Here is a 26,468-nt window from a genome sequence, read left to right on the forward strand (position 1 = left end):
GGCTGAAGCCCGGGGTTAAGGAGGCATTAGTTATTGTCCATTACCACCTGATGTCGGGGTTCCGGTTTACGTTTGAACTTCGTTAATAATAAACCGATTAAAAAGATCGTAAGCGTCCCCACCACCATAATCATATTCTGATGAAGAGGGTTACGAAAATTTTCATATTCGTCTGGTAGTTTTGATGAAAAAGTCATCCAGATAATCACAACAATTCCAATGAGTGTTGCGGTAAGGGCTTCTGCATTTTTTGTTTGTTTTGAAATAATTCCCAAAAGAAAAAGACCGAGCATACCACCGGCAAAAATCCCGGAGAGCATCCACCAAACATCCAGAACACTTTTCACCCCAATCATAGCAATTCCCGTCACCATTCCTAACAACCCAAAACCGGTTGTCGCAATGTATAAAAGCCGCATGGATTGTTTTTGTGTAAGATCTGCTTTCACATAACGCTTGTAGATATCTTCTGAAAAAACGGTAGCCGAAGCATTCATTCCGGAACTTATTGTGCTCATTGCCGCCGACATAATTGCGGCCACGATTAATCCCAATAAACCGGCAGGCACTTTATTGACCATAAAATGCGGCATGACCTTGTCTCCATATTCGGCTGGTGTAAGCGTAGCTGCAAGCCTTGCGACTGCTTCCAGACTTCCCTGAGGCAACCTTTCGGCAGCGGCCTGCATACGCACAGCGTTCAGTAAATCAGGACTGCTCTGATAATAGGCATACAGGGATGAACCCAGAATAAAAAATATAAGGGAAACCGGAAGATAAAGGTAAACGCACAGCCACACCGAACTGGCAGCTTCTTTTACCGAGGTGGTAGTGTGATAACGCTGAACGTAATTCTGGTCCATCCCAAAATTATTGAGGTTCATAAAAAAGCCGTATAATAACACAACCCAAAAAGACGACTGAACAAAATCAGGTGAAAAACTTCCAAGGCTAAATTTGTTATCAACTTTACCAATATCGATAATTCTGGCAACCCCGCCATCCATCCCGTCTACAACCAGATACAAAATCACCAGCGCACCAACGGTTTTGATCACACCCTGCACAACTTCCGTCCATATCACGGCTTCCATCCCTCCGAGCACGGTATAAAAAACGATGCAGATTCCAACGACGATCATGATTGTAGACATCGGATAACCCGTTAGCGCCTGCAAACTGAGCGCTATCCCAAAAAAGATGGAACCCATTCTGGCAAGCTGCGTTAGCAAAAAACAAACAACTGCATAAGTTCTTGCCCATGGTCCGAACCGGTGTTCAAGATGCGTATACGCAGAAACCGTACCGGTATTTCTATAAAAAGGGATAAAAAATTTAGTAGCAACCCAGGCAGCCAATGGCATGGATAGACTAAAAACGAAGGAATTCCAGTTGCTTCCGTAGGCTTTTCCCGGTACACCTAAAAACGTATTGCTGCTGAGAAAAGTAGCATAAATTGAAATTCCGATTGCCCAGCCCGGTATTTTTCCGGATGCCTTTGTAAACTGATCAGAAGTGGTGTTTTTTCTAGAAAAATAAATACCTGTTCCCACCATACCTGCCAGATATGCAATGACTACAATGAGATCAACAACAGGTAAAGATTTCATTCTACTTTTGAAACAAGTATAACTTATTTGCAAATAAACAGGATAAACTGCGTATTTTTTTATGGGTTCGTGACCTATTATTGTACGATATTACCAAGGTATTGTTTCTTCACCCTTAACGGTCCAACGATTTTTTCTCCCTGAAGAAATAGCCAATTCCCAGCGTGGATATGATGATGAGCACCAGAATGAAAATCTTGGTTGATAAACCTTCATTAGGATGTTCGAGAAGATAGGCGATATCCTGTGCTTCCTTTCCTGCCCATACAGCCAGGACTGTCCTTGGAATCATGCCCAGCGTACCTCCTGCAATAACCTGCCTGAACCTTGCACCGGCCATGGCGAAAAACAAATTGGTAACAGCAAAAGGTAAAACAGGCGACAGTTTCGTGAAAAATATAAGACGCAGTTGGTTTTGATAAAATCTGTTTAGCAATGAAGTAACCTTTGGATAAACCTGTACAAGATACTTACGCACCGAGTCGGGCTGGAGAAATCCTGACAGGCCAAAAACAATGGCGATGGCTCCAATGTTCAAACCAAACAATAGCGGAAGAGCAGCCCAGCCTAAAAAATAGCCATACACCAGTGCCAGAAATGTAGGCGGCGTTAAAGCAAAGGAAGATGCAACCGTAAGGCCAAGCGTTACCAGAACCCAGTATTCTAACGGCCAGTTTCTCAATTCACTTTCATGCCCAATGGCCCAGGCGGTGGCAAGAGATGTCGTAACAAGCGGAATGATGGTGAGCAAAATACTTACAATAACCGGCAGCGAAAATTTCCTGGCTGATGAATTCTCCAAACGTATTTTATTTAAAAGGTCATTTCCTCTGAAACCAACAGTCTGTATTACTAAAAGGTTTTTCAGAACCCTATCTTTGTTTTAAAGTCAGGATAGCTAAAATCATCCTGTTTCAATTTGTAAACAAGTAAAAATGAAATTCGGAACAAAAGCCATACATGCAGGCGTTGAACCTGACCCTACTACGGGGGCGATCATGACACCGATTTACCAGACTTCGACCTACGTTCAGGAAAGTCCGGGTAAACATAAAGGATATGAATATTCAAGAACGCACAATCCAACCAGAACTGCGCTGCAAAATGCACTCGCTGCACTCGAAAATGGGAAATACGGAATTTGTTATGCCTCCGGTCTTGCTGCTACGGATGCTGTTTTGAAACTGTTCCGGCCCGGGGATGAAATTATCGCTACGAACGATATTTATGGCGGATCCTACCGGATCATGAAACGGATTTTCGAACCGTTTGGTCTTGTGTTTCACTTCGTTGATATGAGCGATGTGAGTAATATCGAAAAGGTGCTTTCTGAAAAGACAAAGATGGTATGGATGGAAACACCCACCAATCCGCTGCTGAAGATTATTGATATAGAAGCGATTACAAAGTTGTGCAGAGAAAAAGGCATTTACAGTGCCGTAGATAATACCTTCGCTTCACCATATCTTCAAAACCCGCTCGACATGGGTGCAGATATTGTCATGCATTCGGTGACCAAATATCTGGGCGGGCATTCGGATACGGTGATGGGCGCTTTGATTGTAAATGATGACGAGCTCGCCAAACAACTTGCTTTTATCCAGAACGCAAGCGGTGCCGTGCCCGGTCCGCAGGATTGTTTTTTAGTTTTAAGAGGAATAAAAACTTTGCACATTCGCATGCAGCGTCATTGTGAAAATGCAATCATTGTAGCGCAGTGGCTGGAAATTCATCCAAAGGTTGCCAAAGTTTATTATCCGGGTTTACCTTCTCACACCGGGTATGACCTTGCTAAAAAACAGATGCGTGGCTTTGGCGGTATGCTTTCCTTTGAACTGAAAGGTGATGTTTATCAGGAAGCAATTCAGGTAATGGAAAACCTAAAAGTGTTTTCGCTGGGAGAATCGCTTGGCGGCGTCGAATCTTTGTGCACCCATCCGGCCAGCATGACACACGCCAGCATACCAAAGGAAGAGCGTGAAAAAACAGGCTTAAAAGATACCCTGATCCGCCTAAGTGTAGGAATTGAAGATGTGGAAGATCTGATTGCCGATCTGGAACAGGCGATCGGTTAATGTCTTCATGCTTTTTTGCAATCGAAAACCAAAACCATTACTTTTGAACCTGCATTTAAGAAACTAAAAATTTAATTTTTATATGGAATTAACAGGAACGGTCATTGCTTTACTTCCTGAAGTAACAGGCCAGGGCAAAAACGGAACATGGCGTAAGCAGGAATTCATCCTTGAAATCCCTTCACAGTATCCTAAAAAAGTTTGTATCTCTCTTTGGGGTGACAAAATCGATCAGGCGGGCTTACAGGTTAATGATTCGGTAACTGCTTCAATCGATGTGGAGAGCCGTGAGTACAACTCCCGCTGGTACACAGAAGTAAAGGCTTGGAAAGTAGACAAAGCAGGTAGCAGCAACAGCGCTCCGTCGAATCAGGGAAACAGCTCTTTGCCTCCGGTAACCACTTTTTCAGAGGACGAATCGGACGATTTGCCATTCTAATCTTAAACAATCAACGTCTGCTCACCGGAATCATCCTGCATGAATCAAATCATTCTCATTTTCCTGGGAGGCGGATTGGGAAGCCTGGCACGTTACGGTGCGGCAAAAACTTTTTTAAAATGGTCGTCAGTTTTTCCTTTTGGTACACTGACGGCCAACATCATAGCCTGTTTGATCATGGGCTTTTTCACGGGTTGGGCAGCGCTTCGTCCTTCTGAATCTGTTACAACCTATCGCGCTTTTATTGCCGTTGGCTTTTGCGGAGGGTTCAGCACCTTCTCTACGTTCAGCAACGAAACCATTCTTCTCATTCAAAACAACAGAATGACAGATGCATTACTAAATGTTTTTGTCAGCTTGACTTTGTGCTTTGGCGCAACAATTGCCGGAATGTGGCTGGGAAAATATGTTTAATTAGACTGGTAAGCCATCGACATGGTAAAGCGGTCCAGCATTTCATGTGGGTGCACTTCCAAAATTCTGGCAAGCACCATCACGACCAGCGTATTTGAGGCAATTTTGCGTGGAATACCGGCAAATGCAGCAAAAAGATCTACCGTAACGGATTCCTTTTCGTCAAGCAGCTTCATCAGCTGTTTTTCTTTCTCTCCATACTGAAACCGGATATCGCGCTCGCCGCGGCCACGGCGCATAATTTCCTTCATTTCCCGGCTTGCCTGAATGGATTTATCCTCGACACGAATGTATGCCTGCCGGAAACCGGTATCATCCACCACATAATGAGGTTTGTCAACACTGCGCGGGATAGTCAGCACAAGTACGTCACGATCTGTGGAGATGGGAATCTTTTCCTGTTTGTAAATAATTTTTGGAAAAATGTATTTGTCGATTGCCCGGGAGAGTGTGTATTCATCCTCCTCTGCATCTTTGAGGCCTTTTATACTTTTGTCGTCACCTATTCCGACGAAGAGTTTGCCGCCCCCGGAGTTTGCAAAAGCAACAATCTCGCGGACGATTTTTTCGGGATGATTGGATTTCAGTTTGAATTCCACGTGCTCACCCTCACCTTTTTTCACTAACTCTTTCAGCAATCGAAGTTCCATTGGTAGAATGGATGGATATCTGAATTATGACAAATTTGCTTTGTTATTCTTTCCTCCTTTTCCTGGATAACGCTAACAATTTACATTTTTACATGCAATGAAAAAAATATTCCGGCATTTCTTTTAGGCCTAAAACAAAAAAACGGCACCGTTAGCGCCGTCTTCTTATCTAATATTCGTCTTCGTTGAAAAAGAAGTCATCTTTTGTCGGATAATCCGGCCAAATCTCTTCAATGCTTTCGTAAGGCTGGCCATCATCCTCCAGTTCCTGAAGGTTTTCAACCACTTCTAACGGAGCACCTGTCCTGATTGCAAAGTCAATCAGCTCATCTTTGGTCGCCGGCCAGGGAGCATCTTCAAGATATGACGCAAGTTCGAGAGTCCAGTACATAGTATTTTCGCCTATTAATAGTTACTAACAATTTTTGCAAAAGTAAAAAGATTTGCATCTTTTAAAAGCTTTAAGCGAAAAAAAAGAAAAATAATTGTTTTTTCGTGAAAATAATTTTAATTTTTTATTTAACTATCTGATTTTCAATTATAAACAAACATTAAAAGAAAGATGAAGTGACGTTTAATTCTTACATGGAATATGCATTTTTTATACAAACCGTTTCGGGGATGTAACAGGGTAGGACCTCTTTAGATTTGAAGAACTGCATTAATAACCAATGCTACCTATTGTGTCCATCTGGTTTTTCCCCTGACGTTTCGTAATTTCCCGAGATCATTTAGAATACAAATAATATGACCATTGAAGTTTGTGCCTATTCCCTTGAATCCTGTATTAATGCGCAGGCTGGCGGTGCCGGACGAATTGAGTTATGTGCCGGATTGGGAGAAGGCGGAACCACACCAAGCGCGGGATTGATTGAAGTAGTTCGCCAAAATGTGAGCATTCAACTTTTTGTCATGATACGTCCGCGCGGCGGAGACTTTGTTTATGATTTTTTTGAAGAAGAAATTATGAAAAAAGATATCGCTCTGGCAAAAAAACTGGGCGCAGACGGCGTCGTGTTGGGTATTTTGCATCCCGACGGACAGGTAAACATTGAACGTACGAAAGCACTAGTAAAATTTGCACATCCTCTGAAAGTAACCTTTCACCGGGCGTTTGATTTAACTCCCGATCCATTCAAGGCACTTGCTGCGGTGATCGAAACAGGGGCTGAAAGAATTTTAACCTCAGGCCAAAAAGCAACAGCTCCGGAAGCAATTGAATTACTTGGTGAGCTGGCAAAAAAAGCCGGAAATTCGATTGAAATCATGGCGGGCGGCGGAGTGAACCATACCAATGCAGCAGCACTGGCAGAAGCAGGCGTACATGCATTACACCTCACGGCCAAAGCCTTCCGGCCAGGTCGCCAGAAATATTTCCCATCCGGAATCTCCATGGCAGGCGAAATTCCTGACGAACGTTCCGTCATGTACAGCGACCTTACTTTGGTTGAAGCCATCGTTCAAGTAGTTTCGAATTGATTGCAGCTTACTAACGAACAAGTCTCAACTATTTAAATAGCACCTCTCTATGAAGTTCGTTAAAGCAATTTTATCCATTTTGGTTGTTGCAGGACTTGTTTTTGTTTTGAACCGATCCTGGGGGCCGGTTCCCGCTCTGGGTTCGTTTTTAAGTCCTTTTACCGGATTCTGGCAAAATGGCGAAAATCCTGTTCCGGATAATAGTCAAGTTTCTTTAAAAGTGGACGGACTTACGGATGAGGTAATCGTGCGCTTCGACGACACCGGCGTGCCGCATATTTTTGCTAAAAATGATTACGATCTTTTCTTTGCTCAGGGATATATTACAGCCAAAGACAGGCTCTGGCAAATGGAACTTCAGGTACGCGCTGCATCCGGAAGGCTTTCCGAAATACTTGGTCCGGCCACATTGCCACTTGATCAGAAAAGCCGGCGCCTCGGAATGGGTTATGGCGCGGAAGCCAACCTGAAACTAGGCATGAGCGACAAACGATCAAAAACAGCTTTGACCGGTTACAGCGCCGGAGTAAATGCCTACATCGATCAGCTTGCACCCAAAGATCTGCCGGTTGAATATAAATTGCTGGGTTACCGTCCCGAAGTTTGGAAACCCATTAATACCATGTACATGCTTGAGCAGATGACGCTCATGCTGGCAGGGAGATCCAATGACCTCAGTATATCAAATGTGCTGAAAAAATATGGACAGGAAGTGGTCAACCAGCTATTCCCGGATTATCCGATGCTGCAGGAAAGTCCGATCATTCCGGCAGGCACCAAATGGAATTTCCCTACACTTCCCATTCCGGTTAAAAATCCTCTTAGTTCATCAGACTCACCTGTTGCGCAAATTTTCAATTCAAAATATTCTCTGGCAAACAACCAGGTATTGGCTCCTGCCGAACCAAAACCGGAAGGGATCGGAAGTAATAACTGGGCGGTTGGTGCCGAAAAGTCAATTACCGGTTATCCAATCCTGGCCAATGACCCGCATCTTGAACTCACCATTCCGTCAATCTGGTATCAGGTTCAGCTTCATACTCCGGAAATGAACGTATATGGCGTTTCGCTGCCCGGTATTCCAAGTGTGATTATCGGTTTTAACCAGAATGTTGCCTGGGGTGTAACCAATGTGGATGCAGACGTTTTTGATTTATATAAAATTAAATTTAAAGATTCCACACACGCTCAGTATTGGCACGAGAACCAATGGAAAGCTACCCGAAAAAGAGAAGAGCTGATCTATGTAAAAGGAAAAACGGAACCGGTTAAGGAAAACGTTTTTTATACGCACCACGGTCCTGTAAGCGACACCGATCAGCCTGACGGCGATGTACCAAACCTGGCCATCAAATGGATCGGGCACGAACCGGGTAATAGTTTTCTTACTTTTTATGAATTAAACAAAGCCAAAAATTATGACGATTACCGAAAAGCACTAACCTATTATGTTGGCCCTGCCCAAAATTTTATTTTCGCGGATAATGGCAAAAATATCGCGATTACTGTAAACGGGAAGCTCCCTTTAAAATATAAAGACCAGGGCAAGTTTTTACTCGACGGAACCGATCCGATGGACGACTGGCAGGGCTGGATTCCGGCAGAGCAAAATCCTTTTGTCAAAAATCCGACACGAGGTTTTGTGAGTTCGGCTAACCAATCTTCTACCGACCCGACTTATCCGTATTATATTAACTGGCTTTTTGCACCTTCGGAAAGAGGAATTCGCATCAACGAGCGGCTTACTGCCATGACGAAAGCCAATGCGGATAGCTTGCGGATGCTGCAAAACGATAATTTCAGTGTGATGGCGAGAACAATCCTGCCAAAGCTTTTGTCGGTACTGCGTGCATCGGCACTAAGTCCAACCCAAAAAGCAGCTGAGATAACCTTGTCAGGCTGGAATTATCAGAACAACCCTGAATCTATTCCCGCAGCCATTTTTGAAACCTGGATGCCGCTTTTACAGGAATCCATCTGGAATGATGAATTTAATTCGGACAGCGTTGTGATGAGATATCCATCCCGCGACAGAACGATGTACATGATTTTAAATCAGCCAAATGAAAAATGGTTTGATAATGTCAAAACACCACAAAAGGAAACGATGCCTGATGTTGTTTTAAACAGCTTCAAAGCAAGTCTTGATTCTCTTCAAAAGTGGCACGGAAAAATGAGTCCTGAGTGGCAATGGTCAAACGTAAAAGGCACCGAAATACGGCATTTGAGCAGAAGTCTGAAACCATTTAATGCACCGCTGCTAAAAACAGGCGGAGGTGCAGGCATTGTGAATGCGATCACAAAAAGAAACGGCCCATCCTGGCGTATGGTTGTTGAACTTGGTCCTGCACCGAAAGCTTACGGAATTTATCCGGGCGGACAATCCGGGAATCCGGGCAGCCCTTATTACATGAACCTGCTTAAAAAATGGGAAAATGGCGAGTTAAATGAATTGATTTTCCTGTCTTCTCCCGACCAGCAGCATTCGCGTATGACATCTTCCGGCATCACCTTTAAAAAGAACTGAAAGGACATGAATATTCTCCTCATTATTATCGTCACAGCCATTTTCCAGTATTTTGGTCCGTGGTGGACGGTTGTTCTGGCTCCGTTTCTGATTCTGCTCTGGAGACCGGCAACGACGTCTTTCAGATCTTTTGCAACCGGTTTTCTGGCCATCGCATTATTGTGGCTGGCTTATGGCTTATATCTGCACGTCCGTTCAGAAGGCGCCATGTCAAACCGGATTGCAGAGATTTTTTCTTTACCAAACGGGATATTGCTTTTGGCAGTAACTTCGCTTGTTGGCGGATTGCTGGGAGGATTTGCGGCTTTGTCAGGTTATTTTACGAAGAAAGCGTTTTAGTGACGTGAACTAAACAATCTAATTTCGATGAATAATAAAATTATATCTAAACTTTTAGAAGAGCCAAATGCGCCATTACTGATGCAGGAAGTTTATGATTGTTTAAGTCGGGAATACATAGAAAGACTGGAATTTCGGAATAACATAAACGAACAAAAAGTTGAATTTATAAATGGTAAAATCGTCGTTCATTCACCGGTTAAAAAGCGACACAATCAGGCTTCGCTTTTACTTGCCCAATTATTAAACATTTACTCTGCGAAACACGGTTTAGGTTTTGTCGGTATTGAAAAAATACTAATTAATCTTACCCGAAACGATTATGAACCTGACATTTGCTTCTTCCGTCAGGACAAAGCTGTACATTTCACAGAGGATCAAATACTGTTTCCAGCTCCCGATCTTGTGATTGAAATCTTATCTGAGTCAACCGAGGCGCGCGACAGAGGAATAAAATTCAAGGATTATCAGGCCCACAAAATTGAAGAATACTGGATTATCGATCCGGAAAGACAAACCGTTGAGCTGTATTATTTAAAAGACAATATTTACGAACTGATCCTGAAATCATCCCAGGGATTTGTAACTAGTTTTGTTGTAACTGGCTTTCAAATTCCCGTTCAGGCCATTTTTGACGAAGCCGAAAATTTGAAAACCATTCTTAGTTTTTGAAGTTTCGAATTCTCAGCAATTATACTTCTTCCGGGTGTTTTAAAAATCGCCTCCTTCTTCGAAATCTAGCTACTGCAAACCACAATCCTGTGCCAAGCAACACAAAAGGCCAGTGATCAATGACGATCAGGACAAAGCCGAGAAGATTTTCCCAACCCTTTACAAAAGCAGATTTGATCTGATAAGAAAACAAAGCGGGCGTAGAACTGACTTTGTAAAAATTGATCTCCAATGTAGAATACCCTATTTCATCTTTTAAAAGATTCAGCCGTCCTTCCGCAGATTCAATTTCAGTTCGGATTGTTCCCAGCTCTTTCTCGATTTCAAGGATATCCTTTACAGTCGATGCACGATTAAGAAGCTGTAAATATCGTGCTTCAATTTCCTTTTGAGTTTTTAGTCTCGTTTCATGATCCGCATATTCAGCAGTGACGTCTTTTACATTGATTTGTTTTCTATCAAAATATAAAACTCCCTTTGTCGCCGAGACTAAAAACGTATCGAATTTGGAAGACGGAATTCTAACAACCAAAGTGTAATTACGCTTGTCCGCCATTTTATTTTCCTGATCCGAAGAAACATAACCCTTATTTGCGGAAACCGCAGCTGTGATCTGGCTTTTTGTTTTATCTACATCCGCTGTTTCAAATTCAACTATTCCATTTTTAACAAGCTTTCTGACCACAGAACTTTTATCTTCCGTTTGAATTTCAGGCCCAACCTGAATTTCCATTGGCTGTGGGGCGGCCATCAGATCAATATTCATCGCAAGAGCATCAGTTTCCGGTTTTTGGGAACAGGCCAAAAAACAAGAAAACATTCCGAGCAAAATCAGATTTTTCATAGCTGGCTAATAAAGTTAAAATTTATGTATATATAATTTTCTTAAATATACATAGTTTTAGAAATAACATGATAAATTCATGAAAATTCCAAAAGATAAATTTTAACAAAACGAAGCCGGAATGACTACAACTCCTCTATGCTCACGCCTCCTAACTCCTGAAAGAGTGTTTGCCAGTAATGTGTAACGTGTGGATTGTTTTCTTTGGAAGATGCTGTGGCTTCAAAGGGCGAGACAATCGTCACCTGAGGTGCTCCGATTGCGTATTGTTCAAGTTTTTTACTGTCGGCTTTTGCTTCTTCTTCGGCCTGGGAATCGTCTTTGGGCGGTTTGATATGGAAGTCACGGCGGTCTGCACCCTTCACACTTTCGATCATGTCACTAAAATAGTAAACCTTCACATCTGCTCCGCTTTCTCCGGCTTTGGCAATCACCGGCAAACTTGCCCATATATCTGTAGATAAGTTGGAAGAACCCGTATTTTGCTGGTTTAACTTAGCCAGAAGCTGACGCAGAAAAATTCCCTTTTCCTTTTGAAGAGACATCGAATAAGCCGTTTCTATTGCCTCCCGGTCGGTTGCGTTGGCTGCGTCCGTGTTCTCTTTTTCACTACGGACCATCACAGACATAGCCCGGGCTTTCGACGTATTTTCATGAATAAAATACACTTCCAGTTTATCTCCTTTGTTTTTCATGTTGTTTTCCATGATGTCCGTAAGGGCCTGGCGGTATTTTTCATTCACGTAATTTTTATTCACGTTGACGCTTTGTGTTTTATCTAAAAAAACCAGCGTATACACCGGCGCATCGGGAAGTGCTTTTGTGGCCTCTTTTTCTCCGCCGCAGGCAGCAAGCAGAAATGTCAGAGAAAAAACCATCACATATTTCCATTCAAAAGAAGTCTTCATCCAATCAGAGGTGTTTATTTTAAGGAGCATAGCTAATTATTTTATAGGGCGAAACTAACCAGTTCACAAATATCATACAACGCCGAACGGACAAGCGGATGAATTATTTTACCAAAAACATAAAATCCCTCCCCGAAACAAGTTCAGGAAGGGATTTTAACGCTTTCTGTCGAAAACGAAAGTATATTTTTATTGGTTCTGCTGCTGTATCATTTGCACCAATTCCTCAGAAATACCGGTTGAGGAATAACCACCGTCATGGAACAAATTCTGCATGGTGACATATTTCGTCAGATCAGAGAAAAGTGTGATGGCGTAGTTTGCACAATCATCTGCCGTTGCGTTTCCAAGCGGACTCATTTTTTCCGCAAATTCATAAAATGCATCAAATCCTTCAATCCCTGAACCTGCTTTAGTTCTTGTAGGTGACTGCGAAATGGTGTTTACACGAACGTTTTTAGCTTTTCCGTAACGATAGCCATAGCTGCGGGCAATACTTTCAAGCATCGCTTTTGCTTCGGCCATGTCGCTGTAAAAAGAATAGGTACGTTGCGCTGCAATGTAGGACAAGGCAACCACAGAACCCCATTCGCTGATGGCGTCAAGCTTCTCTCCTACCTGTAAAAATTTATGAAGGGAAATGGCTGAAATATCCAGTCCTTTCTGCATCCACTCGTAGTTCAGATCGCCGTAAGATTTTCCTTTACGAACATTGATTGACATACCGATTGAATGCAAAACGAAATCGATTTTACCTCCAAGCACATCCATAGATTGCGTATAAAGATTTTCGATATCTTCTACCGAAGTGGCATCGGCCGGAATCAGCTGGGCATCACAGGTTTTGGCAAGTTCCTGAATAGCACCCATCCGCATCGCGATCGGAGCATTTGTCAAAGTGAAAATTGCGCCTTCTTCTTTTGCTTTAAGCGCTACTTTCCAGGCAATTGAATTCTCGTCAAGAGCACCTGATATAATTCCTCTTTTTCCTTTTAATAAACCGTAAGCCATAATTTTCGTTTAATATTTTTTAGTCAAGTGAGTCATGCAATGCCTGACGAAAATGAATTCTTTATGTCCAGCGACTGACAATGTCTTATCAAGCCGGCAAAGTAAAGCATTTTTGCCGTGTTATACCAATAATCTGTTACGACATCCTGCCTTCATTCCCTCATTTATTAACCGGTTTTAATCCAAGCTTTTTCTGGAAAAACTGATCTGTGGCCTCGTACACACCTTTCACATCTTTTGAACGCAGATAAGAACCGATTACATGGTCACCGCTTTCCGGAAATGCCTTTTCTACTTTAAGATTATCCGGAGTACCGAGCAGCGGAAACATGTCCTGCATGGCTTTTACAGAAACCGTCTGATCCTGTTCTTTTTCATTTTTGAAATAATAACCTAAAAACAAAGGCATCTTTATTTTTTTGTAAACCTCCGGCCTTGCAATCGCATCGATCGTTTGCTGTAAAGTCAGAAGGCCGTTGGTGCGATAACTCTGCAGCCAGTAGTTGGACAGTTCCGGATCGTTATCCACAGGTTTGCGATGCTCGCCCATGATGGTGTATAGTATTTTTCTTCCCCACGGCCCGGTTACCAGTTTAAGCGCAGGCGAAGCAACCGCCATACAGGGCGAATAAAGCACGACTCCCTTTATTTCAGGATTGGTTGAGGCCAGGTAAACGGTCAGCAAACCACCGGCGGACGTTCCGATCACGATCACGCTATCTCCTAAAACTTTCCCGACAGCAAGTGCTCGTTTTGCTTCCTGCATAAAATTCTCAGGCGTCAGATCATCAAATGCATCAGGATCATTAATTCCCGCATCGTGCATTCTTGCCAGATAAAGGTTGGCTCCGTAACGCTTCGCCAAATCCCGATGAATAGGTTCTCCTTCGGCCCAGCTTGCGCCAAAACCGTGAATGTATACGATGCTGTAAGGCGTTTTTGCTTTTTTTGTTGAATCGGCCCAAACGATCCTTGCCTGGTTATTTCGTTTCAGGTTTTTGATTCCTTTTTCAGAAAGATCAATCTGTTGTTCCAAAGCAGACAAATCCTGCGGCACGGAAGGTAAAACAGGGCTGAACTGTACAGCCGGAACGGAGGGTCCCACAAAGTAAATAATGGCAACAACCACGACAACGGCGGCAATCCCAAGAATGATCTTTAACATAAATTAAGAGAATAGAAGGTTCTTTTACTTCGAAAGTTCGGTAGTTTTAGGCACAAAATTGTAATTGATAATGACACGAATTCGGGAATAGACGCGAATTTGTGATATTGCAGTGGTTAAATCGGTTAAGATTTTTTTAAACAGCATTGAACTCCTGCGTGTAACCGTTTATCGTTGAAAGCGTTGACAGCAGATTTTCTAATCACCAATCACTTTTACCCAATGCCTAACCTCTTACTTGTTGAAGACGACGCCAATCTTGGAATGCTGCTCCAGGAATATCTCACAGACAAAGGTTTTCCGACGGACCTTGCTACTGACGGGCAAAAAGGCTGGCAAAGTTTTGTAGACAAGCAGTATGATCTTTGCATTTTTGATGTAATGATGCCAAAAAAAGATGGTTTTTCTCTGGCAAAAGAAGTAAGAATGAGCGGTCGTGATGTGCCTATCATTTTCCTCACAGCCAAATCCATGAAGGAAGATACCATGCAGGGATTCCGCGTCGGTGCTGATGATTATGTTACCAAGCCTTTTGACCGTGAAGAGCTTTTATTACGAATCGAAGCAATTCTGCGCCGCTACCGCAAACAACCTGAAATACAGGAAGAAAATAAACTATTCAAGGTTGGAAATTATTCATTCGATTACAGTCATCAACAGCTCACAATCGCAGATAAACCTGCCAGGTTAACAAGTAAAGAATCGGAATTATTAAAACTGTTTTGCGAGAATATCAATCAGCCGATCAGCCGCAGTTATGCCCTGAAAACCATCTGGGGAGACGACTCCTATTTTAACGCAAGAAGTATGGATGTTTACATTACCAAATTACGCAAGCATTTCAGGGAAGATCCTTCGATACAGATTATGAATTTGCATGGTGAAGGTTTTAAGCTGATGGTGGGGTGATAAAGGAAAATGGAGGAACGGGAAGAGGGAAAATAACAGGTAAGAAAAGTATTTATGTGAAACTCTATATATTTCTCCGTGGTTCTCTGTGTAATTAATAATTAACCAGCCTGGTGCTGATCGCCGAAAGCTTATGTTTAACATCACTCGTCGTCCACGGCGTAACAGAAAATCTTCTGGTATCCGGGATTTGGTGCAGGAAACCAACCTGCAGGTCTCCGATTTTATTTTCCCAATGTTTGTCCAGGAAGGCTCCAACCAGAAAGTGGAGGTGAAATCCATGCCGGGTATCTACCGTTTTTCGTTGGATAATCTTTTGGAAGAACTTAAAGAGGTTACCGATCTGGGAATCCGCGCTATTGATTTATTTCCTAATTATCCTGAAAGTAAAAAAGACAAAATCGCTTCTGAGAGTTATAAAGAAGACACATTTTATCTGAAAGCAATAACGGCGATAAAGGGGCAATTCCCTGAGCTGGTGATCATGACCGACGTTGCCATGGATCCATACAGTTCCGACGGCCACGACGGTTTGGTTGAAAACGGTAAAATTGTGAATGATGCCACACTTGAAATCCTGGGAAAAATGTCGGTGGCGCAGGCGAAAGCCGGTGCTGACATTCTCGGTCCAAGTGACATGATGGATGGCCGTGTAAAATATCTGCGTGATACACTGGATTCCAACGGATTTACGGATGTGAGCATTATGTCTTACTCAGCCAAATACGCCAGTGCTTTTTATGGTCCTTTCCGCGATGCGCTTGAATCTGCTCCGAAGTTTGGTGATAAAAAGACCTACCAGATGAATCCCGCAAACAGACGTGAAGCATTACTGGAAGCACAGCTGGATTTTGAGGAAGGTGCTGATATGCTGATGGTTAAGCCTGCTTTGTCTTATCTGGATATCATTCGCCAGCTGGATGAGAATTTTGACATACCAATCGCTGCCTATAATGTGTCCGGCGAATATGCCATGATTAAAGCTGCTGCCCTCAACGGCTGGCTTGATGGCGACCGTGCCATGATGGAAGTGCTGATGAGCATCCGCCGCGCCGGAGCAAAGTGCATTCTGACTTACTTTGCCAAGGAAGCTGCTGTGATTTTGAATAAGTAATAAAACGAGATACCTTCATATTGCCTTGTTGAAAAATATGGCGGCTGAAGGTATTTTTAGCTCATTTAAATATTCAAAACGATGGGTAATGAAGAAATAAGGTGGAAACAAAGATTTCAGAATTTCGAAAAATCACTGAATTACCTTGAACATGCCATGCAGATTCAAAATCCGGATATAATTCAAAAAGCAGGATTGATTCAGTTTTTTGAAATGGGCTTTGAATTATCATGGAATGTAATGAAAGAATATATGGAAGAACTGGGGTTTTTGGAATTGAGATCACCTCGTGACACTATAAAAAAAGCATTTGAGATCCAATTAATTACAGATGGTCATGCCTGGCTTCGGACACTTCAAAACCGGAATTTAACTTCACATACCTATGATGAAGATACCGCAGAAAAGGTCGTAGCCGAAATCCAGTCTGTTTATTACCCTTTATTGAAGGAAATTTACAACAGATTAAAACCTGAATTATAATATGTTCGGTTTACAGGAAACAGATATTCTGGCTATTCAGCATGCCCTGGAAAATTATCCCGGTGTTAAAGAAGCATATATTTTCGGAAGCCGTGCAAAAGGCAATTATAGAAAAGGGAGCGATGTGGATATTGCTCTTAAAGGAGATAACATTTCTTTCTCTCATATTTTAACGATTGCCGGATATCTGAACGAAGATACCATGATGCCATATCACTTCGATGTATTGGATTATGATGCTATACAAAACCAACAATTAACCGAACACATAGACCGTGCCGGTATTTTATTTTACAAAAAACAGTAGTTATTAATATACTTCTGTGCCCGTTAGCGCTTGAACTATCTCACGAATCCCTTTCGATCTAAATGTATTATAAGCTGATATCTATATGAAGAAAACCTACGCTCTATTTTTGCTTCTCGGTCTTTCCCAACTCAGCCTTCACGCCCAGGAAACCCGTTTGCTCCGCTTTCCGGCTGTTCATGGTAACCAGGTTGTATTTTCTTATGCCGGTGATCTTTACACTGTTCCAAAAAGCGGTGGTGTGGGAAGAAAGATTACCAGTCATCCGGGTTATGAAATGTTCCCGAAATTCAGTCATGACGGTAAACAAATTGCTTTCACTGCACAGTATGACGGAAATACCGAAGTATTTGTGATGCCCTCGACTGGCGGAGAACCCAAAAGAATTACTTACACAGCAACGTTAAGCCGTGACGATGTGGCCGACCGCATGGGGCCGAACAACATTGTAATGGGCTGGACTCCGGATGATAAAAATGTGCTTTATCGCAGCCGGGGAACCTCGTTTAATGCTTTTAAAGGTAAAATTTACAAGGCACCTTTGAGCGGGGATCTGAGTGAGGAACTGCCTTTTTCAGTTGCAGGATGGAGCAGTTATAATGAAGATGGCAGCAAACTGGCTATGAACCGTGTTTTCCGGGAATTCCGTACCTGGAAATACTATAAAGGCGGTATGGCGGATGATATCTGGATATTTGATGTAAAATCAGGAAAAACGGAGAATGTTACCAACAATCCGGCGCAGGATATTTTCCCGATGTATTACAAAAACAAAGTGTATTTCCTCAGCGACAGAGACCGTACAATGAATTTATTTGAGTACGATACACAAAGCAGGCAGACCAGAAAAGTAACCGACTTTAAAGAGTTTGACTGTAAATTCCCTTCCCTTGGTGACAACGCGATTGCCTTCGAAAACGGCGGATATATTTACCTGTATGATCTTACTTCCGGGAAAGCAGATAAACTGACGATCACGATTTCAGAAGATTTTTCTTCCGGACGTAACAAACAAACTGACGCTTCAAAAGCAGTGAACAGCTATGCCATTGCACCTGATGGAAAAAGAGCGGCCATTGGCGCAAGAGGTGAAATATATACAGTTCCTGCTAAAAATGGCGTGACGCGCAACCTGACGCAGAGTAGCAGTGCACACGATCGTAATGTGGAATGGAGTCCTGACGGAAAATGGATCAGCTTTTTGTCTGACAAAAGCGGTGAAGATGAACTGTATATTCAAAAGCAGGATGGAACCGAACCCGCAAAACAGCTTACCAAAGGCGGTGGAAGTTATAAATTCAACCCGGTGTGGAGTGCCGACAGCAAATATCTTTTGCTCGCCGACAGAAATCAGGATCTGTATTATGTAGATGTAGCAACTGCGAAAAGAACAGCGGTAACACACAATGACTTTCGTGAAATTGACGACTATGTTGTTTCTCCTGACAGTAGATGGATCGCTTACACTGAACCTGGCAAAGCACGTGAATTTGATGTCATCAAACTTTATAATATTGATACAAAAAAAGCAATACAGGTAACAGACAGCTGGTATATCAGTAATCAGCCTACATTCAGCCCCGATGGAAAAATACTTTATTTCGTTTCTGCGCGTGATTTCAACCCCACATACAGCAATACGGAATGGAACCATGTGTACAACAACATGGAAAAACCCTACATGATCCGTTTAGGGGCCGATGTGAAGTCAGCATTCCAGATTGAAAATGATGAGGTGTTGGTAAAAGATGAAAAGGTTGAAGCGACAACCGCGGTGGTAAAAGATGAAAAAGGCAAAAAGGCTGTTGTAAAAATAGATAACCCGAAAGCTGAGAAAGGAATTATTCTCAAAATAGATGAGGAAAATCTGGCGGACCGGATTGAAAGTCTGCCTGTAACGGCTGGCAATTACTACCGGCTTGTTGCTACTCCTGATGGTCTTTATTACACATCTAATTCGGCAGGGAAAGATCGTTCTTTTAAATATTTCAGCCTGAAAGAGAAAAAAGAAACCGAGATCGGTGATTTTGGAGGTTATGTGATTAGTCCTGATGGGAAAAAGATCCTGGTCCGCAAAATGGCCGACTGGTATATTGAAGACCTGGGAACATCCAAACTTGATCCAAAAAATAAACTGAATCTGGATGGTTTGAAAAACAATACGGATCTGCACGCCGAATGGAAACAGATTTATGACGAAAGCTGGCGCCAGATGCGGGATTATTTTTATGATCCGAATATGCACGGTGTGGACTGGAAAGCGATGCATAATAAATATGCAGCCCTTCTTCCTTACGTTAACCACCGCAACGACCTTACCTATCTCATCGGAGAGCTGATCGGCGAACTGAATATAGGCCACGCCTACACGAACCCGGGCGATCGTCCTGAAATAGACCGTGTTAAAATGGGGTTATTTGGCGCTACCTTCAGCCGTGACAAAAGTGGGTATTATAAAATTGAAAAGATCTTATCCGGACAAAGCTGGAATAAATCGCTTGTTTCTCCGCTCCGTTCGCCGGGAACTGATGTAAAAGCAGGAGATTTTATTATCAGTATTAATGGTAATGACGTTAAAAGCTTTGTAAATCTTTACCAGGGTTTAATAGGAAAAGCAGGACAAACCATTGAAATAGAAGTAAACGGAGCTGCCAGTGCAAAAGGAAGCCGCAGGATTTTTGTTAAACCGATTGCCGACGAGTCCGAATTGTACTATCATCAATGGGTACAGGACAACATCGCCAGGGTAACCAAAGCATCCGGCGGAAAAATCGGATACGTTCATATCCCAGATATGGGACCTGACGGACTTAACCAGTTTGCCCGTTACTTCTATCCACAACTTGACAAAGAAGCATTAATTATCGACGACCGTGGTAATGGAGGCGGCAACGTTTCACCAATGATCATCGAACGCCTGCGCCGCCAGCCGGGCCTGGGTGCGATGATGCGTAACAGTAAATCAGCAACCGTTAAACCGGACGCACAAATTGGTCCGAAAGTTTGTTTGATTGATCAATATTCTGCGTCCGATGGTGATTTGTTTCCTTACCAGTTCCGGTTTTATAACATTGGTCCGCTTATCGGGCAGCGTACCTGGGGAGGTGTTGTGGGTATTCGGGGATCATTGCCATTTATCGACGGCAGCGATTTAAGAAAACCGGAATTTGCCCATTTTGCAGCAGACGGTTCAAAATTTATAATTGAAGGAGATGGTGTATCACCTGATATCGAAGTTGTCAACGATCCGCATGAAGAATATTTGGGCAATGACGTTCAGTTAGACCGCGCGATTGAAGAGATGAAAAAGAAACTGACAGAATCCGGTCCGAAAGGCGTGCCGGGTATTCCGAAGTTTCCGGATAAGTCGGGGAGATGATTTGATGAGAAATTAAACGAGAACTTCCCGTTGGTCCATCAGCCAGAAGTTCTCGTTACTAATTTGTAAAAAAACTAATGTTCGTTGGTTGGTGTAAATAATCTGAACAAAGGTTCATTGATAAATTGAATTTTGCTGCAAGGGATTGAGGACAAGAGCCCCAAGGATTCGTAATTGAAAAAATGTATATTTGAATTACAAAAAACAAAAGTCATCATGCAACACACATTTCAGCTTAATACAGATAATTTAAATTCTAAATTCATAGATTCTGTCAAATCTCTATTTGGTAATAAGGATGTTGAGATTACTGTTAAAGATTTAAATTATACAGCTGCTGATGAAAAGGAAACCAACCATCAGGCTGTGAAAAATTATTTGATCCATAGGGCTGACCATCCATCGATAAAAGTGGTAAGTAAAACTGATTTCAATAAAATTGTTGATGATATAAATCTTTAGCAATGTATTATTTTGATTCAGACGTTATTTTTAACGCTATCACTTTGCAAGATGCGCTTAAAAATAAAGTAGCTAACGAGCTTATCATTGATGCTCTGAAAATGATGCTTTCGTAATTTCAACACTTGTAATTCAAGAAGTCGGATATGGCTTGGCAAGATATGAAGTTGCTAATTCTATTATCAGTCAGGAACTCGAATATTGGAACACACTTAATGTAAAAACGATTGAGATAACAAACATCACAAGAGCATTATATTTAGCTCAACAAATTGGATACAAACACATCAATGATTGTATTCATACCGCACTGGCCGAAAGCTTGAATTGTAATCGATTTTACACTTATAATAAATCTGACTACAAGCGAATCCAAAAACATACTGATCTTCAAATAATTATCTTATAGGATAACCTCAAATTTAAATGACAATTAAAAATACGCTTCTGTTTGTTTTATGCTTTACAGCTTTTAGTCAATCAACCTTTGCCCAGAAGAAAAAAAGCCTGCCTCCGGAATTTTCCATTAAAAAAACCGAAACAGAAGCGCACATGCGGTTTCTGGCGGCAGATGAATTGCTGGGACGACGTACAGGGGAACAGGGAAATCTGGTTGCGGCGCGTTACATCGCTGAGCAATTTCGCAAACTAGGTGTTAAATCAGTAACAGCAAGTACCGGCAACAACGCTTATTATCAGGCTGTGCCTTTTGAAAAACTGGGGGCAGTTGCGAGTGGAGAAATCGTTGCTGATGCAGTAACACTTAAAAACGGGACGGATTGGATACTGATGAGTGGCGACGCAATGGATGTAACTGCACCACTTGTTTATGCAGGATATGGTCTTGAAAATGCAGAAAAGGGTTGGAATGACTATAAAGATCTGGACGTAAAAGGAAAAATCGTGCTGGTTCAAAGCGGAACACCGGATGTACAGACGCCTTCGGAGATCATCGCATCGTCGACTGAAAAACGCAAAGTGGCAATTGAAAAAGGTGCAATTGCTGTGATTGAACTGTTTAACGCCCCGATGCCATGGAACATGGTCAACAGATATTTCACGGGAGAAAAAATAGGTTTAGCACCTGAAAATGTCTCTGCCAAAACAATTCCGCACGCCTGGGTAAACGGAAAAGAAGCTGATATTACACGTGCTTTGCGTGCTGTAAAAGAAGTCAGATTTAAAACCAGCGGAAGAAAATCGCAAAAAGTAAATAGCTACAATGTTGTCGGGCTTATCGAAGGAAGCGATCCGAAATTAAAGGATGAATACATTTTGCTCACTGCACATTATGATCATGTTGGTGTGGGCAAGCAGGGCGGACAGGCTTATACACCGGAAGACAGTATTTTCAATGGAGCGCGCGATAACGCTTTTGGCGTGGTTGGACTGTTAGCTGCCGCCGAATCGTTCTCAAAACTGCCTCCAAAACGTTCTGTTCTCATTGTGGCATTAACAGCCGAAGAAGTGGGATTGCTGGGAAGCCAGTATTATGCCGCGCATCCGTTGCTTCCTTTAAACAAATGTATTTTCAATATCAATTCTGACGGTGCAGGTTATAACGATACGACGATTGTAGCTGTTATGGGACTGAATCGTACAGGCGCAAAAGCCGAAATGGAAACGGCAAGCAAGGCATTTGGACTGGGTATTTTTGCAGATCCATCTCCTGAACAAGGTTTATTTGACCGCTCTGATAATGTAAGTTTTGCAAAAAAAGGAATTCCTGCTCCAACCTTTACTCCTGGTTTCAGAGAATTCAACGGTGATATTATGAAAAACTATCACCAGGTATCCGATAATCCCGAAACAATTGATTTTAATTATCTGCTTAAATTTAGCCAGGCCTACACTTATGCCGCAAGATTAATTGCCGACATGGCCAAAGCACCTCAATGGATTGCAGGTGACAAGTATGAAGAGGCTGCTAAGAAATTATACGGAAAATGATGGTGATGTCTGGTCTGAACGACGCAGTCGGGCTGAACGGAATCTGGCCAAAACCAAAGTTGGGCTTACACATCTAGCCCTTGACACCAATAAAAAACCGGTCAGAATATTTTGATGTTCTGACCGGTTTTTTTTATTAAAACACTCGCTACGTTTTTTGTTCAGCCCGGCTTTGCCGTTCAGACTAAATACTTTTCGTTCAGCCTGGCTAGCGCCATTCAGACCGAATGACAAGCGTTCAGACCGTTTACCTTGCTCCCGGGGGGCAATTCTTTTTAAGATAATCCGTGAAGAGCGTTCTCAAATGCCGGGAAGTTCCTTCTCCTTCTGAAATACTATGCGTCCGGTTTGGATATGGCATAAATTGGAATACCTTATTATTCTTAATCAGTTCATTCACCAGCATTTCTGCATTTTGATAATGAACATTGTCATCACCGGTACCGTGAATATAGAGTAAATTACCCACCAGGTTTTTCGCGTGGGTAATTGGTGATCCTTTTACAAAATCTTCCCGGTTTTCCTGAGGTAAGCCCATGTAACGTTCCTGATAAATATTATCATAAGTCAGCTGATTTCCCACAGCAGCCACAGAAATACCTGTTTTGAACATTTTAGGATATTGAAACATAAGGTTTAGCGTAGACGATCCTCCACCACTCCATCCATGCACCGCAACGCGGCTTGTATCGATGAAAGAATACTTTTCAAACATCGCTTTCGCCGCTCCTGCCAAATCCCGGATATTGATTATACCAATATTTTTATAGATTGATTTCCGCCATGCACTTCCTTTTGGAACCGGTGTACCCCTGTTGTCGACAGAGGCATAAATGTATCCGTCTTCCTGCATGTTACCTGCATATAAGCGATTTCGGCCCGTTCCGTAAGTATCCTTAACAGTGGATGCTGCGGGTTCTCCGTAAACGGTGAACACGATCGGATACTTTTTAGCGGGATCAAAATTGTTGGGTTTCACCATCCAGGCATCAATTTCAATTCCTTCATCCGTTTTTACCTTAAAAAATTCAATATCCATGCTTGCTACACGGATCCGCATCATGGTTTGCTGTATGGATTTGCTTTCGTCAAGTGGCTTGTGATCCGGAAGCGTAACCCATTCAGTCATCGAAGGCATACGTGCGTTGGAAAAACTGTGTATTGCAAATTTGCCTAAGGGAGAAATTTCGTAGTTATGCGTTCCGGCCTGTTCTGCGGCTGATAACCTTTTTGCTTCACCTTTCCCATCCAAAGGAGCTACATACAGATAACTCTGGGTAGAATTATCAGGCGAAGCCATGAAGTAATATGCATTGTTTTTTTCATCGATACGAACCGGACTGATCATATCATACTTGCCCGTTGTAACAAGCGTTTCTTTTTTCCCGTCCCGGCTTACGCGATATGTGTGACGCCATCCGTCTTTTTCACTTACCCATAAAAATTCCTTTCCGTTGCTCAGCCAGTCCCAGCCCATCGGGCCATCTTCCCAGCGGCTTTTGATATCGACCCAGGCATTATCCTTCTCCGAATAAAAAGGTTTTGAAACACCCGAAGCTGTATTGATGTACATCAAAGTACTTTCATTTTGTTTACGGTTCAATTGCTGAATCACAAGTTCATTCGGCTGTCCCGACCACTCCATTCTTGGCACGTAGGTATTCTGTGGATCACCGGGAATGTTCATCCATTTTGTTTTGGCCGTAGCAATATCCACCACACCTATCTTATAAGGAGAAGGCGTTTCGCCAACCTTCGGATATTCCACAGGAATGTTAAAAGAGTAGATCGAATCGGTTGTATTGATCATCAGGAAATTACGAATCTTTCGGGCATCGAGCTGCCAGTAAGCGATGGATTTGCTATCATCGCTCCACCGGAAACCGTCACGACAGTCAAACTCCTCTTCATAAACCCAGTCAAATGTTCCATTAATGATTCGGTCTGTTCCGTCTTTGGTCAACTGAGTAAGTTTACCGCTTTGAACGTCTTCGGAGTACACATTATGCTTGCTTACATATCCTACCTTCTTACCGTCAGGTGAAAATTTCGCATACATCAGTGACGATTCAGGAAGGCCTTTTCCAAGTTTCTTAAGTGTTTTATCCGTCAGGTTCACAACCCAGTAATCACCTCTTGTATCGTATCTCCATACACGTTTTGAATTGGTGTAAATCAAGACCTTATCACCGGCATTACTTACCGTATAACTTCTGATTGAGAGTGGACTGCTGCTTCCCGCAGGCGTTAATTGTGCTTTTGAAATAAATGTTTTCGGTTGCTGGGAAGGTAATTTTACCTCAACAATTTCTCCCTGATCCACATCATGATAGCCGCTGCCATCAGACAGCCACTGAAAGTTTGCAGGAATTTGCGCGAAAATCTGGAATGAAATAAGGGTAAAGACTATGGTTTTTAATACCTGCTTCATCGGGCTTGGTTAAAAATTAAATAGTATGACAACTATAATAGTGCAATTTTAACGAATTGATTTTCAAAAACAGCATTCTACGTATTAGAAATGGCCGACTACTCTGATTGCAACAATAAGTCCAAAGGACTTAAACTTAAATAGCCCCGGATAAAATCCGGGGATTCATATATTTAGCAACCTGTCCACAACCACGAAGTGGTTGAATAGCATTAACAACGCTGTAATTTCAATTAGGTCGTAATGTCTTAAACCAATTCCCCTTCCGGCTCAGGCCCTTTCCCTTTCGACCGTCGCTGTTTTTTCAGCGCTTCACTTAGTAAATATTCGATCTGTCCGTTTAAACTGCGAAAATCCTGTTGTGCCCAGGACTCCAGTTCCTTGAGCATTTCAGGATTAACACGTAAAACAAAAGCTTTTTTCTCGGCCATATCACGGATATAAAGTTCCGGCGTTCAAAACAGGTGTTACCGATTTTTCACCACATAACACTACCAGCAAATTACAAACCATAGCCGCCTTCCGTTCCTCATCCAGCTGTACAATGCCTTTATCCGACAACATTGCCAGTGCCATATCCACCATGCCTACGGCTCCGTTTACGATCTGCCGCCTTGCTGCAACCACAGCCGACGCCTGCTGACGCTGAAGCATCGCTCCGGCAATTTCCGGTGCATAAGCCAGGTGACTGATCCTTGCTTCCAATACATCCACACCCGCACGGCTCAAACGTTCAGTAAGTTCTGCTTCCAGCATTTCATTGATTTTACCGCTTCCGTCACGCAAAGTAACTTCATGAATTTCAAGTTCTTCCGCTTCCATGGTATCATAAGCATAAATACCCGCCAGGTGTCTCACCGCTGCTTCCGACTGGATCTCAACATATTTGATATAATCATCCACCTCAAAAGAAGCTTTTGCCGTATCACCAACACGCCAAACAACAACCGCCGCAATCTCAATCGGATTACCCAGTTTGTCATTTACTTTAAGTTTCTGACCATTCAGGTTGCGGGCACGAAGACTTAGCTTTTTTCTGCGAAACAATGGATTCACCCAGCGCAGACCGCTTTGCTTCATGGTACCCATATAGTCCCCGAAAAATGTGGTAACCACTGCTTCATTCGGATTGATAACAGTAAGGCCGATCAGGATAATAAAACCAATTATTGAAATAAGTACTCCAACAACCGGACTTCCGGTGACGACGACATAAACAACGCCGCCAAACAACATAATCAGACCGACTGCAAACAGCAGGTAGCCCGACATCGAACGTAATTCTTTTTCTTCCATAGCT

At 42.6% G+C, this 26,468-nt stretch carries 26 protein-coding genes; 15 read left to right on the plus strand and 11 right to left on the minus strand.

The window, feature by feature from the left end; genetic code table 11:
• Positions 1-26: 26 nt before the first annotated feature.
• Together E0F88_RS18050 and E0F88_RS18055 are read right to left on the minus strand one after the other, a co-directional pair.
• Positions 27-1,610 carry a sodium:solute symporter family protein gene (locus E0F88_RS18050; RefSeq protein ID WP_131959671.1) on the minus strand — a complete coding sequence of 528 codons (1,584 nt, stop codon included), beginning with the start codon at positions 1,608-1,610 and terminating at the stop codon, positions 27-29.
• A 115-nt stretch (positions 1,611-1,725) separates the two neighbouring features.
• Entirely contained in the window at positions 1,726-2,412 is a 687-nt protein-coding gene (locus E0F88_RS18055) for a TVP38/TMEM64 family protein (RefSeq protein ID WP_229213814.1), read from the minus strand.
• 133 nt (positions 2,413-2,545) lie between these two features.
• Between E0F88_RS18055 and E0F88_RS18060 the strand changes: the two genes are divergently transcribed.
• The 3 genes from E0F88_RS18060 to crcB all read left to right on the plus strand — a co-directional run bounded on the left by E0F88_RS18060 (position 2,546) and on the right by crcB (position 4,538).
• Positions 2,546-3,685, plus strand: a complete 1,140-nt coding sequence (locus E0F88_RS18060; protein ID WP_131959672.1) for a cystathionine gamma-synthase — start codon at positions 2,546-2,548, stop codon at positions 3,683-3,685.
• An 82-nt stretch (positions 3,686-3,767) separates the two neighbouring features.
• Entirely contained in the window at positions 3,768-4,124 is a 357-nt protein-coding gene (locus E0F88_RS18065) for a DUF3127 domain-containing protein (protein ID WP_131959673.1), read from the plus strand.
• A 39-nt stretch (positions 4,125-4,163) separates the two neighbouring features.
• On the plus strand, positions 4,164-4,538 hold the full coding sequence (gene crcB, locus E0F88_RS18070) for a fluoride efflux transporter CrcB (RefSeq protein WP_131959674.1): 375 nt from the start codon (positions 4,164-4,166) through the stop codon (positions 4,536-4,538).
• Here the strand turns inward: crcB and E0F88_RS18075 are convergent.
• Both E0F88_RS18075 and E0F88_RS18080 read right to left on the minus strand, forming a co-directional pair.
• Complete coding sequence (locus E0F88_RS18075; protein ID WP_131959675.1) at positions 4,535-5,188, minus strand: AlbA family DNA-binding domain-containing protein; 654 nt, start codon at positions 5,186-5,188, stop codon at positions 4,535-4,537. The genes crcB and E0F88_RS18075 overlap by 4 nt on opposite strands.
• 169 nt (positions 5,189-5,357) lie before the next feature.
• Complete coding sequence (locus tag E0F88_RS18080; protein ID WP_013927448.1) at positions 5,358-5,579, minus strand: DUF2795 domain-containing protein; 222 nt, start codon at positions 5,577-5,579, stop codon at positions 5,358-5,360.
• A 356-nt stretch (positions 5,580-5,935) separates the two neighbouring features.
• Between E0F88_RS18080 and E0F88_RS18085 the strand changes: the two genes are divergently transcribed.
• From E0F88_RS18085 to E0F88_RS18100, 4 genes are read left to right on the plus strand one after another with little or no spacing between them, the layout of a single operon-like run.
• Positions 5,936-6,667 carry a copper homeostasis protein CutC gene (locus E0F88_RS18085; RefSeq protein ID WP_131959676.1) on the plus strand — a complete coding sequence of 244 codons (732 nt, stop codon included), beginning with the start codon at positions 5,936-5,938 and terminating at the stop codon, positions 6,665-6,667.
• A gap of 49 nt (positions 6,668-6,716) precedes the next feature.
• Positions 6,717-9,194, plus strand: a complete 2,478-nt coding sequence (locus E0F88_RS18090; RefSeq protein ID WP_131959677.1) for a penicillin acylase family protein — start codon at positions 6,717-6,719, stop codon at positions 9,192-9,194.
• Between the two features lie 6 nt (positions 9,195-9,200).
• The gene (locus tag E0F88_RS18095) at positions 9,201-9,533 is read left to right on the plus strand and encodes a hypothetical protein (protein WP_131959678.1); all 333 of its coding nucleotides are present in this window, start codon (positions 9,201-9,203) and stop codon (positions 9,531-9,533) included.
• Positions 9,534-9,560: 27 nt separating this feature from the next.
• Positions 9,561-10,205 carry a Uma2 family endonuclease gene (locus E0F88_RS18100; protein ID WP_131959679.1) on the plus strand — a complete coding sequence of 215 codons (645 nt, stop codon included), beginning with the start codon at positions 9,561-9,563 and terminating at the stop codon, positions 10,203-10,205.
• Positions 10,206-10,224: 19 nt separating this feature from the next.
• Here E0F88_RS18100 and E0F88_RS18105 read toward each other — a convergent pair whose 3' ends face one another.
• The 4 genes from E0F88_RS18105 to E0F88_RS18120 form a co-directional block, all read right to left on the minus strand.
• Entirely contained in the window at positions 10,225-11,049 is an 825-nt protein-coding gene (locus E0F88_RS18105; RefSeq protein ID WP_131959680.1) for a DUF4349 domain-containing protein, read from the minus strand.
• 125 nt (positions 11,050-11,174) lie between these two features.
• Positions 11,175-11,957, minus strand: a complete 783-nt coding sequence (locus E0F88_RS18110) for a hypothetical protein (RefSeq protein WP_131959681.1) — start codon at positions 11,955-11,957, stop codon at positions 11,175-11,177.
• 189 nt (positions 11,958-12,146) lie between these two features.
• A complete protein-coding gene (locus E0F88_RS18115; RefSeq protein WP_131959682.1) occupies positions 12,147-12,968 on the minus strand; it encodes an enoyl-ACP reductase FabI in 822 nt (273 codons plus the stop codon).
• A gap of 160 nt (positions 12,969-13,128) precedes the next feature.
• Positions 13,129-14,133 carry an alpha/beta hydrolase gene (locus E0F88_RS18120; RefSeq protein WP_131959683.1) on the minus strand — a complete coding sequence of 335 codons (1,005 nt, stop codon included), beginning with the start codon at positions 14,131-14,133 and terminating at the stop codon, positions 13,129-13,131.
• Positions 14,134-14,355: 222 nt separating this feature from the next.
• On the opposite strand from E0F88_RS18120, the gene E0F88_RS18125 reads away from it, so the two are divergent.
• From E0F88_RS18125 to E0F88_RS18160, 8 genes are all read left to right on the plus strand, one after another.
• Entirely contained in the window at positions 14,356-15,042 is a 687-nt protein-coding gene (locus E0F88_RS18125; RefSeq protein WP_131959684.1) for a response regulator transcription factor, read from the plus strand.
• 133 nt (positions 15,043-15,175) lie between these two features.
• Positions 15,176-16,156 (plus strand): porphobilinogen synthase, encoded by a 981-nt coding sequence (hemB, locus tag E0F88_RS18130; RefSeq protein WP_131959685.1) that lies wholly within the window; start codon positions 15,176-15,178, stop codon positions 16,154-16,156.
• 81 nt (positions 16,157-16,237) lie between these two features.
• On the plus strand, positions 16,238-16,639 hold the full coding sequence (locus E0F88_RS18135) for a nucleotidyltransferase substrate binding protein (RefSeq protein ID WP_131959686.1): 402 nt from the start codon (positions 16,238-16,240) through the stop codon (positions 16,637-16,639).
• Position 16,640: 1 nt separating this feature from the next.
• Positions 16,641-16,946, plus strand: a complete 306-nt coding sequence (locus E0F88_RS18140; protein ID WP_131959687.1) for a nucleotidyltransferase family protein — start codon at positions 16,641-16,643, stop codon at positions 16,944-16,946.
• An 85-nt stretch (positions 16,947-17,031) separates the two neighbouring features.
• Entirely contained in the window at positions 17,032-20,325 is a 3,294-nt protein-coding gene (locus E0F88_RS18145; RefSeq protein WP_131959688.1) for a S41 family peptidase, read from the plus strand.
• Positions 20,326-20,541: 216 nt separating this feature from the next.
• Positions 20,542-20,787, plus strand: a complete 246-nt coding sequence (locus tag E0F88_RS18150; protein ID WP_131959689.1) for a hypothetical protein — start codon at positions 20,542-20,544, stop codon at positions 20,785-20,787.
• A 115-nt stretch (positions 20,788-20,902) separates the two neighbouring features.
• Positions 20,903-21,196, plus strand: a complete 294-nt coding sequence (locus tag E0F88_RS34765; RefSeq protein WP_131959842.1) for a PIN domain-containing protein — start codon at positions 20,903-20,905, stop codon at positions 21,194-21,196.
• A gap of 17 nt (positions 21,197-21,213) precedes the next feature.
• Positions 21,214-22,737, plus strand: a complete 1,524-nt coding sequence (locus tag E0F88_RS18160) for a M28 family peptidase (protein ID WP_131959690.1) — start codon at positions 21,214-21,216, stop codon at positions 22,735-22,737.
• Positions 22,738-22,984: 247 nt separating this feature from the next.
• Here the strand turns inward: E0F88_RS18160 and E0F88_RS18165 are convergent, their stop codons facing one another.
• The 3 genes from E0F88_RS18165 to E0F88_RS18175 form a co-directional block, all read right to left on the minus strand.
• Entirely contained in the window at positions 22,985-25,168 is a 2,184-nt protein-coding gene (locus E0F88_RS18165) for a S9 family peptidase (RefSeq protein ID WP_131959691.1), read from the minus strand.
• A gap of 248 nt (positions 25,169-25,416) precedes the next feature.
• Positions 25,417-25,599, minus strand: a complete 183-nt coding sequence (locus E0F88_RS18170) for a type II toxin-antitoxin system antitoxin (protein WP_131959692.1) — start codon at positions 25,597-25,599, stop codon at positions 25,417-25,419.
• 1 nt (position 25,600) lies between these two features.
• A complete protein-coding gene (locus E0F88_RS18175) occupies positions 25,601-26,464 on the minus strand; it encodes an SPFH domain-containing protein (RefSeq protein ID WP_131959693.1) in 864 nt (287 codons plus the stop codon).
• Positions 26,465-26,468 lie beyond the last annotated feature (4 nt).

The sequence above is a fragment of the Dyadobacter psychrotolerans genome (assembly GCF_004349265.1).
Lineage (GTDB): Bacteria > Bacteroidota > Bacteroidia > Cytophagales > Spirosomataceae > Dyadobacter > Dyadobacter psychrotolerans.